This is a genomic window from Enterococcus sp. NPDC086594, from assembly GCF_044746145.1.
GTDB lineage: Bacteria > Bacillota > Bacilli > Lactobacillales > Enterococcaceae > Enterococcus_D > Enterococcus_D entomosocium.
In genome coordinates this window covers 157,295-173,097 of the sequence record NZ_JBIVBP010000004.1, presented here as the reverse complement: position 1 = coordinate 173,097, position 15,803 = coordinate 157,295, and the positions used below count along the sequence as shown (strand labels likewise).

The window sequence follows — 15,803 nt, the reverse complement described above, 5'->3', positions numbered from 1 at the left end:
CTTCCTCATTTCTAAGCGTTTTTGTGCTGCTATGTAAAACACAAGAACTGCGCTTCCCCTAGGCAGTCCTTGTGTCAGTGGTTCACTTGATCAAAAATTATCCTTGTAACAAGCTCAATACGCTGTTAGGCATTGAGTTTGCTTGTGCCAACATTGAAGTTGCTGCTTGAGAAAGGATGTTGCTCTTCGTAAAGCTCATCATTTCTTGGGCCATATCAACGTCACGGATACGTGAGTTTGCTTCAGATAGGTTTTCTTGTGTTGTACCTAAGTTGTTGATTGTGTGTTCTAGACGGTTTTGCGCCGCACCAAGATCCGCACGTTGTGCAGAAACTGCTTTGATCGCTTCATCGATTTTCGTGATTGGGTTGTTTTCAACGCTGACAGTTGCCGCTGCTGCTTTGCCTTCATCAGAAGCGGTAAATGTTGCTAAAGCATCATCGTATGTTTTTTGAGCTGTTGCTTTTGCTGTATCATCCGCAGCTGTATCGATGGCTGTTTGTAATTCAGCAACTGTTTTACCAGCTGCCGCATCAACTGTGCCGTCCGCTGCATATTTTGTTGTAGCATCTGCTTTGAAGGCAGTCGCTACCGCTTTATCTTTTGCTGCAGCAACAGCTTTGGCATCGCTTGTGTCAATGGCTTGTGTTAAATCTAAGCCTTTTACTTTCAAGGCAGATGAGCTCATGTTGTTGATTGAAACGCTCATTGTTTGGTTTGCGTTGGCACCGATTTGGAAAGTGAATGATTTCGCATCATCGCCTTCACCAGTTAACAAGCTTTTTGTATTGAATTCAGTGGTATTGCTGATACGGTCGATTTCATCAGACAATGCAGTGTATTCTTTGTTGATCGCACTGCGGTCGTCATCACTTAACGTACCGTTTGAACTTTGAACCGCAAGGTCACGCATACGGCCTAAGATGCTGTGGGTTTCATTTAATGCACCTTCTGCTGTTTGGATCAATGAGATACCATCTTGTGCATTGCTTTTTGCTTGTGACAAACCGCCGATTTGGCCTTTCATTTTTTCAGAAATTGCTAAGCCAGCTGCGTCGTCCCCAGCTTTGTTGATGCGTAAGCCTGAAGATAATTTAGACAAAGAATTGCTTTTAGAAGCATTTGCTGCCGTTAGGCGTGAATAAGTATTCAATGCTGAAACGTTTGTATTGATTCTCATGTGTAGTTCCTCCTAATTTTTATTCGCTAAGGTTTCCCTCTGCTACTATTTATCGGAAGAAACCGTTCAGGGTTAAGCCTTTTTTCTAAAAAAAATAAAAAACTTTTGCTCCCGTCAAAGAACAAAAGTTTTTTGGGTTAATTTAAATAATCTAGAATGGACATCTGCATGATCTTTGTTCCCATTGCTAATGTTGAGCGGTAGGCAGTCATTTGATTTTGATATTCCATATACTTTTCCGCAATATCGACGTCTTGTTTGTTGGACAGTGTTTCTGTCAAGTTCAGCTTTTCCGTCTCATTTCGATCAGCTGCCGCCTCCAAGCGATTGTAGAGGGTGCCGATCTGCGCCCGTACATTCACTACATTGGTGGCATGCTGGTCATGAGCGGTTAAAAGCTCGCCCCCTAAGGCATCTTTATCATCACTGCGCAACGCAGACAATAAATCATTGAAGTAGGTGCTTAAATTTTGGGGATCCGTAGCGGTGCCCGTCTCGTTCATCAGTCGATCACCGCTGGCTAACAGATCCACCGAAACCCCGTTTGCGATTTCTCGGGGCAAGTCTTCACTGGTGCCATTGTATTTGATACCGACGATGGCGTCATTTTCTTTGACGATCTCAAAAGGCGCCGTCGTCGTATTCGTTCCGCTAAATAAATAGCGGCCATCAAAATTGGTATTTAATGATTCAACGATGCCTGCGATCTCTTGCTCGATCTCTGAACGATTTGCCCCTAATTCCTCACTGCCAGCTGTCGCATTGGCAGAAGATTGAACCAACGAGCGAATCCGCAGCATCGAGGTACTGACGCTTTCTAAAGCAGAATCTTGGGCTTTTGTCCAAGAAATACTGTCTTTGATCGTATTATTGTAGGTTTTGTTTTGATTTAACGACACATTGAGATCCATGATTTTTGAAACCAGCAGTGGATTATCCGAGGACTCGCTGACTTCTTTCAAGCTCGATAGCTGATTCAACGTGGATTGGACTTTGGAGGCGTTGGTTCCTAGATTTCGTAAAAAATCATTGTAGGTGATTGAATTGGAAATACGCATGTTCTACACTCCTGTTCGATTGATCAATGTGTCTAACATTTCAGAAACGACCGATAATATGCGGGCATTGGCCTGAAATCCTTGTTGGAAACGAATCACATCTGACATTTCTTCATTTAATGAAACACCGGACACCGATTGATTTTTGTATTCTAGTTGATTCAGCAGCGACAATTGGGCACTGACCGTATTGTCGGCTTGCTGTTTTGAGATCCCGTTTTTGGTGACGATGCTGTTAAAATAACTGCTGACACTCATGCCGGATGCTGCATTAGCAAACGTCAATGTCTCAGAATCAAAAGAAGCGATCGTCTTTTCTGACAACGGGAAATCCAATTTGGCACTGCTGAGTTTGGCCATTGCAGCAGCTCTTGAACCATCTCCTGCTGCATTGCTCGTTCCGCCGGTCACCAGACTTGGGTTATCTAACAGTGCTTGGCTGACCCGAATCGTCGTCGCTGTGCCGGTATCATCTTGGCCGATCTCAAATAGTCCGCTTGTACGAGAAGCGCCGCCGGTAAAGACCATGTTCATGGCTTGCGCGATCGTCGTCGTAAAGTTGTTCAATTCCGTCAAGCGACTGCCGATTTCACTAGATGATGCTTGCAGGCCACCGATCGCCCCTTCTTTGATCGGCAATTCTGTATAGGCGGTGTCGCCATTGTCGGTGGTTTTCGTCAACAAGACGGTTCCAGCTGGATAAGACCCCGTGATGGTTTCGGCAGGATTCAAGGCGTTGCCGTCTTTGGAAACTAAGGCGCCTGTGTCGCTTTGTCCCACCACCACACTAAGGGTATTGCGTTCCTCCGCACTTAAAATCGTCTGTCCGCTCATAGATACAAACCCACGGCCATATTGATCGGTCTTGGTTTCGATCCCTGCTAGACCCGAGAGATCTTTCAACAGACTGTCTCGACGATCTAAGAGATCATTGGGTGTTTCACCACTTGTCGTCAACCCATAGATTTGTTCATTCAAGGATTGCAGCTGCTTGACCTTCTCATTGAAGTCCAGCGCGGATTTTTCGATGGTATCCAGCGTGTCGCTTTGCAGCTGCGTCATTTGTTTGCCCATTTGGTTGATGGTATCGGCAAACGTACTGCTGTTTTCCAGCACAAGGGTCTTAGACGTATCCAGTTCAGGATTGTTGGCTAATGCGGTCCAAGAATCAAACATCGTTGCCAGCTGTTTGGACAGTCCGTTGTCGGAAGGCTCATTCATTAAACTTTCCAGCTGTCCTAATATGTCTGCTTTTTGTTCATAATATGTATAGGTAGAATTGGCATTGCGTACTTGTCCAATGACAAAATCATCGACGATCCGTTCGACACTGCCGACTTTCACACCCATACCGATGCTGCCGACACCCGCTAGATGGTAAGACGCTTCGGCTTGCAAGTTGACTCGTTGTCTTGAGTAGCCGTCTGTATTGGTATTTGCAATGTTATGGCTGCTGGTTTGCAACGCTGCTTGATTGGCGGTCATGCCCCGGGTTGCGGTGCCTAATGAACCAAATAGTCCTGTCATAGAAGTACTCCTTACATTTTTTGATCGATGATCGCTGTTGAGGCAGCTTGTTTTTTTTGGTATTTCGAATACGTATTTGCCGGTGTCTTGATATTTTCTTTGACTGCATCCATCAAAACGGTTTGGAAACTAATGGCTTGTTCCGTCAGCAGGAGATTCTCGGCTTGCTGCACTTGGATCTGGCGGATGAGTTCTTTGATCGCCCCTGAAAGAGTTCCTTCATACGTGGAAAAAACGGGTACGAAGGCGGTTTTTTTCTCGACGAGTTCTGGTAATTTTTCTGCTTGATTTTTGATCAAGCAGGTCTTTTCTTTTTGCAGCAACCGCAAGAACTGCTGTAGCTGACGCTCAAATTCCCGTTCTGTCATCTAGTCGACCTGCTTTTCATCTTGTTGCAGCATTTTATCGGCGATCGTTTCGGCAGATACTTGGTAGGTGCCTTCTTTGATCGCTCGTTTCAATTCTGCCACTCGTTCACTGCGACTGGCTGTTTGATTGGCACTCTTTTGAATGGCTTGAGCTGTTTCGGACAATTGAACATCGACGGTTTTTTCTGTCTGAGCAGCAGTTGGCTTTTCTTGTTTGACCGCTTCACGTTTGATGGCCTTGTCGCTGTATTCTGCGTAACCTCTTTCGATTTTCATAGGTTCTCCTCCGTTCTCATTCTTCTACCCTCTACTATCGGTCAAATCACAAAAAAGTTAAACCCATATGTTTAACTTTTTGCGATTTCTTCAAATTAATGCAAATTGTGGATGCGTTGTTTTTGCGAAAGAATGTTGGTGATCCGCACACCAAAGTTTTCATTGATGACCACGACTTCCCCAGTGGCGATCAGTTTGCCGTTCAACAAAATCTCTAGCGGTTCATCCGTCAGTTTTTCCAGCTCGATGACGGACCCCGTATTGAAAGATAAAATGTCCTTAATAGTTTTTTTGCTGCGGCCTAACACGACACTTAGATCCAATGGCACATCAAGAATCAAGTCCAAATTATCCCCATCGCTCACACCGCTGGAGGCTAATGTTTGAAACGCAGGTTTGCTGACTTCCACGGGCTTTGATGCAGCCGCTGGTTCTGGCGTAGGCGCAGCAACGGGTGCCGTTGGCTGCGGTGTTGGTGTTTCTCGAGTAACGACAGTCGCTTCATCGGACAGCATCGCACTGGCGATATCGTTAACCACCGGATCCGTAAAGATCTGCATGATTTTGCTTTCGATCAGACCTTCGACGCGCAAAGAAAATGAGATACAATAAATCTCTTCCTCTGCCTCGATCCCGCTATACTCAATGTTTTCTGGTGTCTCCCATAGTTTGACGATCGGCGGTAAGATGTCCACTTTACGGCTGATCATCGTCGCCATCGAAGTCGAGGCAGTCCCAATCATTTGGTTCATGGCTTCTGCCACAGCACTTAGCTCTAATTCCGTGAATTGGGTGTTGCTGGTTTCACCGGTTCCCCCCATCATCAAATCAGCGATCACGATGGCATCTTTGACTTCTAACAGCATCAAATTACTGCCTAAAAGGCCTTCTTTAAATTCAACTGTCGTTGCTACTTTTGGTGCAACGAGGTCGTTTAAGATCTCACCAAATTTGATTTTAGACACCCGGGGAGTCGTGATGCTGACCCGACGATCAAGAATGGAAGACAACGTCGTCGCCGCTTGCGACATGGAGATATTGCCAACTTCGCCGATAATGTCGACTTTGACTTGCTCTTCTAATCCTTGCGGCTGGGTTGGGGCACTTTGATTCAACAATGCATCGATTTCTGCTTGGGATAAACGTTCACTCATAGTTCTTGCTCCTCTTCTAACTTGTCTAATAATTCAATGGCTAAACGGTCCTCTTGCTTCCCAGGTTTTGCTCGGAAGTAAGGTTTTCCATCGATGAAAGTCTCCAATGGTTCAGTAATTTTTTTGTCTAGTTTGATGACATCGCCTTCTTCTAAGTGGAGAAACTCAGAAAGACTCATTTGAGCATGGCCCAGCAGAACTTCTAAATTCAAACCGACGCCATTCAAACTTTTTTGCAACTCGCGGCTATCGTCTTGGTTGACGGGCTGATTGCTATCAAACCAATTGCGGAAACTTAATTTATCAATGATCCCTTCAAAGAAGACATAGGGGATACATAGATTGATAAAATGTTTCACTTCAAAAATTTTGATAGTAAAGGTCACTAACACGACGGGTTCGTTTGGCGACATGTTTTGCATCAATTGCGGATTCGTATCGATTCCATCCAAAACCGAATCCAAGGCAACGATGTCCTTCCAAACATTTTGGTAGACCCGTACAAATTGTGCTACTACTTCTTCCAAGATCGCTGTTTCAATATCAGTAAAACTTTTTTTCTCGCTAAAATCCATTTCGATCGGCTTGTTTTGATAAACATCCAATCCGCCGCACAACAACTCCACCAACATCATACACAGTTGTGGGTTCATCTCGATCATTTGGATCCCGCTCAAAGGCTGAGAATGAAAGAGCCCCAACAAAGTAAATTTTGGTATCGAATGGATAAATTCGTCATAACTGACTTGTTCGATAGCTGCCAACTGCAAAGAAACATTGGTCCGCAGTTGGGTAGAAAGCATGCTGCTGCTCATCTTCGAGAAATCCTCGAAGATCATGTGCAGGGTATTGACGTATTCTTTCGACAGCTTTGTTGGTCGGCGAAAATCGTAGGCTTTCACTTTGGCTTGTTTGTCTTCTATCTCAATAATTTCTTGATCGATCTCTCCGCTGCTCATCGCATTCAACAATAAATCAATCTCTTGCTGCGTCAATACCTGATCCACACTAATCCCCCATTTTTTTAAAAAATCATGTGATCGATTTGAATCACACTGGCTACTTTTTCACCGATCGTCACGACCCCAACGGCATGTTCTGTCTCTTGATTGCCCAGTTGGATATCGTCTTCAGTGATATCAAGTACTTCAATTACTTCTTCTACGAGGACCCCTTTGGTCTCCTCTTGCTTCTTCATGATCAATATGTTTTTTTCGTAGGCTGGTTCCATGATGGGAATCAATTTTGCCAAACGAATCACCGTTACGACAGACCCCCGCAGATTGATCAACCCTTCCACCCACTCTGGTGCTAAGGGCACCTTCGTAAAGGAAGGGGCATCAATGACCTCGTCCACCGAGTCCGCCGAGATCAAATAGTACTGCTGAGCCATTTTGAAAAGAATCATCTGCATGTCGCTATCCTCCTAGGCATTAGGCAAAGGCTTTGTCGATGGCAGTGATTACGCGGTCCGTGTCAAAGGGCTTCACGATAAAGTCCACCGCACCGGCGCGAATCGCATCCATCACCATTCCTTGTTGTCCCATGGCACTGCACATTACGACTTTGGCCTGCGCATCAAACGTGCGGATCATTTTTAATGCCTCTAAGCCGTCCACTTCTGGCATCGTGATATCCATAGTCACTAAGTCTGGTGTCGTTGCTTGGTATTTTTCAAAAGCCTCTTGGCCATTTTGGGCTTCCCCCACGACTTCATAGCCGTTTTTTTCTAAAATATCCTTTAATTTCATGCGCATAAATACCGCATCATCCACAATCAATACTTTTTTTGACATTGTATTTGCCCCTTTCAAATTCCTAATGAATCAAATATGTTTTCTAGTACACCGATTTCTGGAATCAAAAATAACGATGCCTCTAATGTTTCTTTGGCGTAGACGAACTCATTACGGATCACCATCACCTGCTCATCATACTGGGCCATCGCCAAATAGATGGAGCTGATCGCTGCGCCAAAGAAATCATAGCTGGCGCTTGGTAAAGACGCACTCAGCTGAGTTTCCAATAGTTGGCCGATCGCGATCAAAAAAGAATTGGTAAGAATGTTAGTCAACTCGTTGATGACCGATTGCTTCAATTCTTCAGACGGATCGCTTTCTTGGATCATCAACTGACGCAATTTTGCGGCGGATTCATCCGTTAAGACAAACAAGAAGATCCCTCGAAACGCCCCTTCGATCTGGCTCATTACCACATGAACTTCTTTGTCTTCCGCCATGATCTGCTGATACAGGTCCTCATAAGCTAGAATCTCGACTTCCGGTACCCGCATATCGATCGGTTGTTGGACGAGCTTTGATAAACTCGTCGCAGCGTGACCACCGCCGATATTGATCAGTTCTTTTAGGCCATCGATCTGCAGCGCTGTATAACTCATAAGCGGTCATCCTTTTTTTCCTGACAGATGGCATGAATGTCTAAGATCAGTGCAATCGAGCCGTTACCCATAATCGTTGCTCCTTGATAGCGATTCAGCTTTTGCAGCAGCGGATCGATTTTCTTGATGACGATTTCTTGCTGGCCGATCAGTTCATCTGCCAAAATGCCGTGAAATTGCTGGTCATTGTTGACGATGATGGCGAATTTTTTCTCAGATGGATCGCTTTCGATCGCTAAGAGTTGATCGGTCCGAACCAAGGGAATCAACTCCTCTTGAAAACGATAGACCTCATCCGATACCGTCTGGATGATCTCTTCTTCTTTGACCATCACCACGCGTTCGACGAGATTTAATGGGATCGCAAAGGTTTCTGCTCCGACACGAACCATCAACGCTTGAATGATCGACAGGGTCAATGGCAATTTGATCACAAACTGCGTGCCTTTATTCGGCTGACTCTTCATTTCGATCGTGCCCCCTAATTGGGTGATCTTCGATTGCACAGCATCCATCCCGACACCGCGCCCAGAAATATTGGTCACTTCTTGCGCCGTTGAAAAACCAGGATGGAAAATCAGCTGCTGCAACGCTTCATCGGAAAGGCCTTCCGTTGCTAAGCCTTTCTTTTCAGCACTTGCTTTGATTACTTGCGGATCAAGGCCTTTGCCATCATCCTCTAAAGTAATGATCACGCGATTGCCTTCTTGGTAGGCCGCCAAACGAATCGTACCCTTGCGCGGTTTGCCCAATTTTTCTCGAACATCGGGTGCTTCGATGCCGTGATCGACAGAATTACGCAACAGATGGACCAGGGGCTCGCTCAACTCAGAAACCACTGTTTTATCCAATTCCGTTTCTTCCCCAAAAATGACAAGTTCCATTTCTTTTTGCAGTTCATTGGATAAGTCCCGAACCATTCGCGGAAAGCGGCTGAAGACGACGTTGACTTGCTGCATGCGGATCCGTAAGACCAAATCTTGCAGCTCAGAGGTCAATCGTGAAACTTGCTCTAAGGGGTCTTTGACTGCTTCGATGTTTTCCCGCTCACTGACATCTTCTAATTGATTGCGATAGACCACCAATTCGGACACGAGATCCAAGAATGAATCTAAGCGATTCAAGTCGACTCGGATCGATTGATTTTGGGCGGACGCATGATGCGCGGGCGCCGGCGATTTTTCTTTCGTTTCTGTTGTCGCTTGCTGAAGAGCAGAAGTCTCTGACTCTGGGGTCGGCACTGGTTGAAGCAGCTCTTCTGCCTCCTCCAACACAGCAGCTGAAGGATCAAACGGTGCCACCACGAAGGCTTCGATCTCACTATTGCTGGCGATGTTTTGCTCGACATCAGCCAGTGTTTGCTGCGTCAAATACAGCAGTGAAAAATCTGATTCAAAGGTGCCTTCTTCGAGTGTTTGGGCATCTGGTTCTGTATAGAGAACATCCCCTGCTTGGCCAAGCTTTTCCATGATCAAGAAGGCACGAGCACCTTTTAACATGGATTGGGCATCTAAGCGAACAGCAATTTGGACCGCTTGATAGCCATCTCCAGCCGCTTGCTCGATCACATACAGATCAGAAGGATCGATCTGTTGAAGCTGTGGGGTTAACGCGCCCACTGCGGTGGGTTTTTGGTTTGCTTCTGTCTCGGTTGATATACCGCCATAATGTTCCGTTTGGTCAAGTTCGGCCAATAAATCGGCAATTTGAGCTGGCTGCAGGTCGCGTTCTTCCCGCAAGTCCTCCACAAGTTCTGACAGGCGATCCAGACATTTGAAAATCAATGAGATCGATTGCTGGGTCACTTGCAAGGTCCCTGTTTTAAATAACTCAAAAATATTTTCCATTTTATGGGTCAGCTGCGTCATGACGTCATAGCCCATCGTTGCCGCCATCCCTTTAAGGGTATGGGCAGAACGGAAAATATCATTCAGCAAGGCGCTATCTTTTGGATCGTTTTCCAATTGCAAGACATGATCATTCAACTGTGCTAAATGATCGTCTGTTTCTTCAAAGAAAAGGGTACGATAGACACTATTGTCATCCAAATGGGTCCCTCCTTTACAAAATTATACTTTTTGATAGATAAACGAATCGATTTTCTTGAGACCGAATTGTTCCGCAAAATTGATCGTTTCTGTCGCTCCCGTAAACAAAATGCCCCCTGGGACCAATGCATCGCTGAATTTTTGATAGACGGCATCCCGAGCATCACTTTTGAAATAAATCGTCACATTGCGGCAAACGATCACATCAAAAGGCCCATTGTACGGGTCTTTCAAAAGATCGTGTTGCTTAAAATGAACTCGCCGTTTGATTTCTGGTTTGATTTGAAACTGGTTCTTTTCTTTTGCATCAAAAAAACGGGTACGTTCTGCCGCTGAGACATTCCGCAATTCGTGGTCTCGATAGAGTCCTTGCTTGGCTTTTGCCAAAATTTGCGTATCGATATCGGTGGCCAAGACATTGGCTGCGGCAATTTGATTTTTTTCTAGCAGCATGGCGATCGTATAGGGTTCTGCCCCAATCGAACATGCGGCACTCCAAATTTTTGGCAGCGTGGTTTTCGGGAGAACAATGGTTTTCAAGACGCGTTCAAAGGCGTCAAACAGTTCTTTGTTGCGATAAAATTCCGTTACGTTAATGGTGATATGGGCTAAAAAAGCCGCCCGCACCCCGTCATCGCCTTCGATCAATTGCTGGTACTCCCTCAACGTTTTTGCCCCGCTGTTTTCCATGATCGTAAGAATGCGGCGCTGCATTTGATTTTCTTTGTATGCGGCTAAGGGAATCCCTAATCGGCGATCCACCCACGCATTAAATAAGGCAAATTCTTCTTCCATCTTCTTCACCTGACCATCTGTGCAATTTTTGCTTCAATGCCCTGCAATGGCAGGACTTCATCTACGACTCCTTGTTCAATGGCATACCGCGGCATCCCAAAGACTGTACACGTTTCTTTGTCTTGAACGATCGTATAGCCCCCAGCCGCTTGGATCTGTCGTAAGCCAGCGGTGCCGTCTTTTCCCATCCCCGTCAAAACCACTGCCGCTAGTTGCGGGCCATAGTAGTCAGCTGCTGAGGAAAAAAGATAATCGACGGTTGGCCGCGTCCCATGCCGTTTTTCTCGCTGGTCCAGCTGCAGGTGCCCTTGTTGGACCGTCATGTGGTAATCCCCTGGACAAAGATACACTTGATTTTCGATCCGCATGCCGTCGACTGCTTCTTGTACTCGGACGGTTGTCTCTGTGTCTAAGCGTTTTGCAAAGGAAGCCGTGAAGCCCGCTGGCATATGCTGAACGATCAAAATCGGGCAACGCAAACGTGCAGGCAGACGGCGAATAATTCCCAGCAAAGCACGGGGTCCGCCTGTTGAAGCACCAATGACTAGCGCATCAAGTGATACCGGCAAGCTGTTTTGTGTCAGCTTAGTGGGCTGGGCAATCGTTGGTACTGGCGGGTGAACCGTACCGACTTCATGATCCATCGCCAAAATCTTTTGATGAAATTCAGCGATCCATTCTTTTTCGATCATCGATAGACTGACGGGTTTTTCCACAAAATCTCGGGCGCCAAGCGCCAAAGCCTCAATCGTGGTTTCTTGATTGGTTAATGAACTAAGCATGATGACGGGAATGGCTGATTGCTGTTTCATCCTCCGCAAGGTCTCTAATCCGTTCATCACTGGCATCTCCACATCCATTACTACCAAATCGATCGCTTCTTTGGTCAGATAGTCCAATGCTTGTTTGCCATTGCGGGCAGCGACGGTCACCTCAATATCAGGCAGCTGATTCAATAAATCTGTCACTACTTTCCGCATGAATGCCGAATCATCGACGATCATTACTTTTTTCATGTCCCTGTACTCCTTTTACAAATAAACGATTTCTTGTTTGACTTGCCGAACCATGGTCTTGAAATCCTGAAGATCTACGATCATCGTTCGACCAGCGCTGCCGCCAACATGTTTGGCTACGATCGGAATGTTTAGCCGAGCCAAGACTTCCTCGACGGCTTCAATATTGCGCTGGCCAATATTGCTGGCAGCGTTAAGCGTCTGGAACTGAAACATATTGGCGCCGCCAACGATTTTCGCTTGAAAGCGAGGTCGACGGATCTTTTGTTCTAGCTCAGCCACCATCGCTGGCAATGCCAAATCCGCAAACTTCTCGGGCTTGATTTCCCGCTTGTGCAAAAAAGGCTGACTATCTGGTAGCATAATATGACTCAAGCCGCCGATATGACTGGCTTCATCGTAAATGATCGTGCCGATGCAAGAACCTAAACCCACCGTGATCAAACGCGTTGGCGCTTGGGCGATCTTATACTCCGAGATCCCCACATGCAGTTCCTCATTCACGGTCATCATTGTCATGGTCATTGGCGGCTGCCAATTCCTCTGTCTGATAGGCGTCTAACTCCGCCGTCATCTCAGCGGCTTGTTCATAGCTGAAGAGAAACGGCAGCTCCAATGCCAGCACAAGTTCATCGTCTTTTTTCAGAAAGGATTCGATATAGTTTTGCTTGAGTCCTGATGTATTTAGTTCCGCATTGCTAGGACTTTCAACTAGCGGTAAAATGCCGACGATCTCTTCCACGTAAAGGCCGATCGCCTGCTCTTGCCAGTGACACAACAAGACCACATTTTGCCCAGTTTCCGGTGTAAATTCATCAAACAGCTTTTTGCGGATGTCAATGATCGGCACCATCGCCTCTTCAAAAGGCTGGATCCCCAGCACGAAATCCGCCACTTCTGGCAGCTGGGTAAAAGAAGCAGCCTCAATGACCCGTACCACATAGTCGATACGCAAGGCAAAGAGTTGTTGATGACTTTTAAATACAACGTATTGTTCCATTGGCGTCACTGCTCCTTTTTAGAATTTGAAACTATCCACTTGGAATTTAAGGATAGTGGCGATCGTTTCGATCTCTTGCACATTCCGTTCAAAGTCTTCGATGACTAAGTAGAAGTCTTCTAAGTTTGCCGTTACTTCTTGGGTGCCGGCAGAGGTTTCCGAAACAGCAGCCGAAATGTTGCTGACGGAAACTTGAACCATGTCTTTTTTCTCAACGATCCCGGTAATATGGGCTTCCACGGCTTGAATACTTGAAACCAATTTTTCAACAATATCAGAGATCTCATTGGCTGATTCGATCGCTTTGTTGATATTGTTGGTTTGTTTTTCGCCGCTTTCAAAGGAATCCGTCACTGCAGAGACCACTTTTTCCGATTTTTTGCGGATCGTTTCAATGATCGAACGAATGCTTTTCGTTGATTGACTGCTTTGTTCCGCCAAGCTGCGGACTTCTTCCGCAACGATGGCAAACCCTCGGCCCGCTTCTCCAGCTCGAGCTGCTTCGATGGATGCATTCAATGCCAGTAAGTTGGTCTGATCAGAAATGTCATTGATCAGCTGAACGATCTTACCGATGCTTTGGACATCTTCGTTCATGTCGTTCATGCTTTCTACTAATTCTGCTTGGTTTTGCCGTTCGATCTCCCAGCTTTCAAATACATGGAACATCATTTCCGAATTGTGGACATTGCTGCTTTGGGATTGACCGACATAGCCGTTCATCAATTCGATCTCTTTGTGGATCTCTTCGATACTTAAGGCTAGCTCGTCCATATCAAAGGAGGTTTGTTCCGCTTCGGAGGCTTGTGAACTAGTGGCATCTGCGATGGCATTCATCGTCTGACGCACATTTTCAATTGAATTTTTGGCATTTTTTGAGGTTGTCGTTAGGCCGCCTACCATTTTTTCCATTCGGCTGCTTTCTTCGTGCATGCCAACGATCACCGCTTTGAAGGTGTTTAAAACCCCTTGAAAACGATTTTGAACTTGCCCAAAAAGAGAAGTCTGGTCGCTGCTGCCGATCTCATCGATATGCGACAGATCGCCAGAACCGACTGCTTCTAGTTCTGTCAATAACGTATCCATGCCCGAGTGGGTCTCTTTTTTTACCAAATAGGTCATTCCTACTAACACTGCGATTTCTAGCAGCAATACGATCACTGAAAAAATAAAGAAACTTTTTGCTGCTTGTCCGTCTCCGTGGGTGCGGATCACGAAGAAATAGCATCCTAATAATACGATCAGGGTAAATCCTAGCGGAATCAACGCCGCCAAGCGGATTTTTTTGATGATAGCTTGTACCTTCTTCTTCATAACAGTATCCTTTCCTATGCAAAATGATCAGTCGTGCTGTTTATCAAGATTCGCTCTTCACTTGATAATCGTTGGGTCACTCCTTCTTTATCCGATTATGAAAACAATCTTCTAGTTCTTTAATCGGATCTTTTGCTAGAAAAGTTAAGCATCTTCACCAGACATATGTATCTTTTGGATCAGCAAAGCGCGTATAGCCGCCTTGGTATTCATCACGAATCAAACGACCGTTTTGCAGCTCGACTACTCGATTACGGACCGTATTGACCATCGTGCTGTCGTGGGTCGCCAAGAGGATCGTGGCACCGACTTGATTGATCCGCAAGAGCAGTTTCATGACTTCAACGGCTGATTTCGCATCCAGATTGGCGGTGGGCTCATCGGCGATCAAGACTGCTGGCTCTGTGACGATCGCCCGCGCGATCGCTACTTTTTTGCGCTGTCCCACGGAAAGCTCTTCAGGATAGTGATCCTTTTGAGGAAACATGCCCACCAGTTGCAGTGCTTTGGCGGTTTTTTCCTGACGCAGCTTGCGGGGAGTGCCTAGTACTTGCAGCGCATAGTCAACGTTTTTGGCAACCGTCAGATAAGGAAGCAAAAGGTCTTCTTGTCCGACGATACCGACTTGTCGTCGAATCATATAGAGATGACGGTCTTTGAGTTGTTCCAACAAGACATTGCCGACTTGGATAGAACCAGCCGAAAGCTCTTCTTCTTTCAAGAGCAATTTGAATAATGTCGATTTGCCGGCACCACTGGGACCCACCACATAGATAAATTCTCCTTGAGGGATCGCAACAGAAATATCGGCCAATGCCAACGTACCATTGCTGAATTTTTTACTGACCTTGGTTAAGCGAATCATGTTCTTTCTCCTCTAATCTGTAAAACGATTGATCACGGACCACATCTCATCAGCTGTCTGCATGGCTTTCGTATTCAATCCATACGCACGCTGGGTCGTTAACAAGTCTGTCATGGACGTCGCTAGATCCACCGTCGACTGTTCTAACTGTCCTTGCAACACGCTGCCAAAGGCTGCCGGATTGGTTTGCGAAGTAAGCAACGCTTGATCACCGGCACTGTACAGTTGGTTGCCCACTGACGTGATGTTTTCTGTATTCGTCGGCTGATAAAGGGTCAGCTGTCCCAACACGCGAGTCTGACCATTTTCTTCCGTCGTCAACTGACCGCTGGCATCTATTGCGATTTGCTGCGCATCTGGCCACTGCGCGGTCGGTACGTTTGTGGTCATTGCCACAGGGTATCCTTCACTATTGACTAATTGCTTGTTCTCACTTAAATGAAAATTGCCTGCTCGACTTAGCAGCAATTGACCGGTTTGGTCCCGAACCCCGAAAAAGCCATTGCCTTGGATCGCGAGATCTAATGGCTGAGCAGTGCCCGCCAGATTGCCTTGGGCAAAACTGGTGGTCGTGGTTGCCTTCGCCCCCATTGACGCACCATATTGGGCGGCGTTGCCATTAAACAGCGTTTCTTCTGCACCGATGGCATTTTCCATCAATGCTTGAAAGTGCGTCGTTTGTGCTTGGTAACCATTGGTATTGACGTTGGCAATATTGTTGGCTGTCGTGTCTAAGTTTGTCTGCAAATGATTCATCCCAGAACGGCTGATTCCTAATAATCCACTGATATTCATTGACTCATC

18 protein-coding genes are annotated in these 15,803 nt (G+C 46.1%); all 18 read right to left on the bottom strand.

Annotated features, from left to right (window positions below):
* Window positions 1-97: 97 nt before the first annotated feature.
* The 18 genes from ACIPK1_RS08560 to ACIPK1_RS08475 all read right to left on the bottom strand — a co-directional run bounded on the left by ACIPK1_RS08560 (window position 98) and on the right by ACIPK1_RS08475 (window position 15,794).
* The gene (locus ACIPK1_RS08560; RefSeq protein WP_005226642.1) at window positions 98-1,180 is read right to left on the bottom strand and encodes a flagellin; all 1,083 of its coding nucleotides are present in this window, start codon (window positions 1,178-1,180) and stop codon (window positions 98-100) included.
* Between the two features lie 137 nt (window positions 1,181-1,317).
* A complete protein-coding gene (flgL, locus tag ACIPK1_RS08555) occupies window positions 1,318-2,238 on the bottom strand; it encodes a flagellar hook-associated protein FlgL (protein WP_301387481.1) in 921 nt (306 codons plus the stop codon).
* Window positions 2,239-2,241: 3 nt separating this feature from the next.
* Window positions 2,242-3,765, bottom strand: coding sequence for a flagellar hook-associated protein FlgK (gene flgK / locus ACIPK1_RS08550; RefSeq protein WP_016619540.1), 1,524 nt, complete (start codon window positions 3,763-3,765; stop codon window positions 2,242-2,244).
* A gap of 11 nt (window positions 3,766-3,776) precedes the next feature.
* Window positions 3,777-4,133 carry a hypothetical protein gene (locus ACIPK1_RS08545; RefSeq protein ID WP_207490432.1) on the bottom strand — a complete coding sequence of 119 codons (357 nt, stop codon included), beginning with the start codon at window positions 4,131-4,133 and terminating at the stop codon, window positions 3,777-3,779.
* Window positions 4,134-4,409 carry a flagellar biosynthesis anti-sigma factor FlgM gene (flgM, locus tag ACIPK1_RS08540; protein WP_005232754.1) on the bottom strand — a complete coding sequence of 92 codons (276 nt, stop codon included), beginning with the start codon at window positions 4,407-4,409 and terminating at the stop codon, window positions 4,134-4,136.
* 95 nt (window positions 4,410-4,504) lie between these two features.
* Entirely contained in the window at window positions 4,505-5,563 is a 1,059-nt protein-coding gene (fliY, locus tag ACIPK1_RS08535; protein ID WP_081116145.1) for a flagellar motor switch phosphatase FliY, read from the bottom strand.
* The gene (gene fliM / locus ACIPK1_RS08530; protein WP_005232756.1) at window positions 5,560-6,570 is read right to left on the bottom strand and encodes a flagellar motor switch protein FliM; all 1,011 of its coding nucleotides are present in this window, start codon (window positions 6,568-6,570) and stop codon (window positions 5,560-5,562) included. Before fliM ends, fliY begins: the two co-directional genes overlap by 4 nt.
* A 17-nt stretch (window positions 6,571-6,587) precedes the next feature.
* Window positions 6,588-6,977 (bottom strand): chemotaxis protein CheW, encoded by a 390-nt coding sequence (locus ACIPK1_RS08525; protein ID WP_005232757.1) that lies wholly within the window; start codon window positions 6,975-6,977, stop codon window positions 6,588-6,590.
* Between the two features lie 19 nt (window positions 6,978-6,996).
* Window positions 6,997-7,359, bottom strand: a complete 363-nt coding sequence (locus ACIPK1_RS08520) for a response regulator (protein WP_003129084.1) — start codon at window positions 7,357-7,359, stop codon at window positions 6,997-6,999.
* Window positions 7,360-7,373: 14 nt separating this feature from the next.
* Entirely contained in the window at window positions 7,374-7,961 is a 588-nt protein-coding gene (locus tag ACIPK1_RS08515) for a chemotaxis protein CheC (RefSeq protein WP_005226634.1), read from the bottom strand.
* Window positions 7,958-10,009 carry a chemotaxis protein CheA gene (locus ACIPK1_RS08510; protein ID WP_301387475.1) on the bottom strand — a complete coding sequence of 684 codons (2,052 nt, stop codon included), beginning with the start codon at window positions 10,007-10,009 and terminating at the stop codon, window positions 7,958-7,960. The genes ACIPK1_RS08515 and ACIPK1_RS08510 overlap by 4 nt, the downstream gene beginning before the upstream one ends.
* Before the next feature lie 21 nt (window positions 10,010-10,030).
* Complete coding sequence (locus tag ACIPK1_RS08505; RefSeq protein WP_005226631.1) at window positions 10,031-10,804, bottom strand: protein-glutamate O-methyltransferase CheR; 774 nt, start codon at window positions 10,802-10,804, stop codon at window positions 10,031-10,033.
* A gap of 5 nt (window positions 10,805-10,809) precedes the next feature.
* Window positions 10,810-11,820, bottom strand: a complete 1,011-nt coding sequence (locus ACIPK1_RS08500) for a chemotaxis response regulator protein-glutamate methylesterase (RefSeq protein ID WP_016609024.1) — start codon at window positions 11,818-11,820, stop codon at window positions 10,810-10,812.
* Window positions 11,821-11,835: 15 nt separating this feature from the next.
* Complete coding sequence (locus ACIPK1_RS08495; RefSeq protein WP_005226629.1) at window positions 11,836-12,345, bottom strand: chemotaxis protein CheD; 510 nt, start codon at window positions 12,343-12,345, stop codon at window positions 11,836-11,838.
* Window positions 12,317-12,820 carry a chemotaxis protein CheW gene (locus tag ACIPK1_RS08490; RefSeq protein ID WP_301387470.1) on the bottom strand — a complete coding sequence of 168 codons (504 nt, stop codon included), beginning with the start codon at window positions 12,818-12,820 and terminating at the stop codon, window positions 12,317-12,319. The genes ACIPK1_RS08495 and ACIPK1_RS08490 overlap by 29 nt, the downstream gene beginning before the upstream one ends.
* Before the next feature lie 18 nt (window positions 12,821-12,838).
* A complete protein-coding gene (locus ACIPK1_RS08485; protein WP_005226627.1) occupies window positions 12,839-14,134 on the bottom strand; it encodes a methyl-accepting chemotaxis protein in 1,296 nt (431 codons plus the stop codon).
* A gap of 154 nt (window positions 14,135-14,288) precedes the next feature.
* Window positions 14,289-14,999, bottom strand: coding sequence for a cell division ATP-binding protein FtsE (locus ACIPK1_RS08480; protein ID WP_301387467.1), 711 nt, complete (start codon window positions 14,997-14,999; stop codon window positions 14,289-14,291).
* 12 nt (window positions 15,000-15,011) lie between these two features.
* Window positions 15,012-15,794 carry a flagellar hook-basal body protein gene (locus ACIPK1_RS08475; RefSeq protein WP_008376613.1) on the bottom strand — a complete coding sequence of 261 codons (783 nt, stop codon included), beginning with the start codon at window positions 15,792-15,794 and terminating at the stop codon, window positions 15,012-15,014.
* Window positions 15,795-15,803 lie beyond the last annotated feature (9 nt).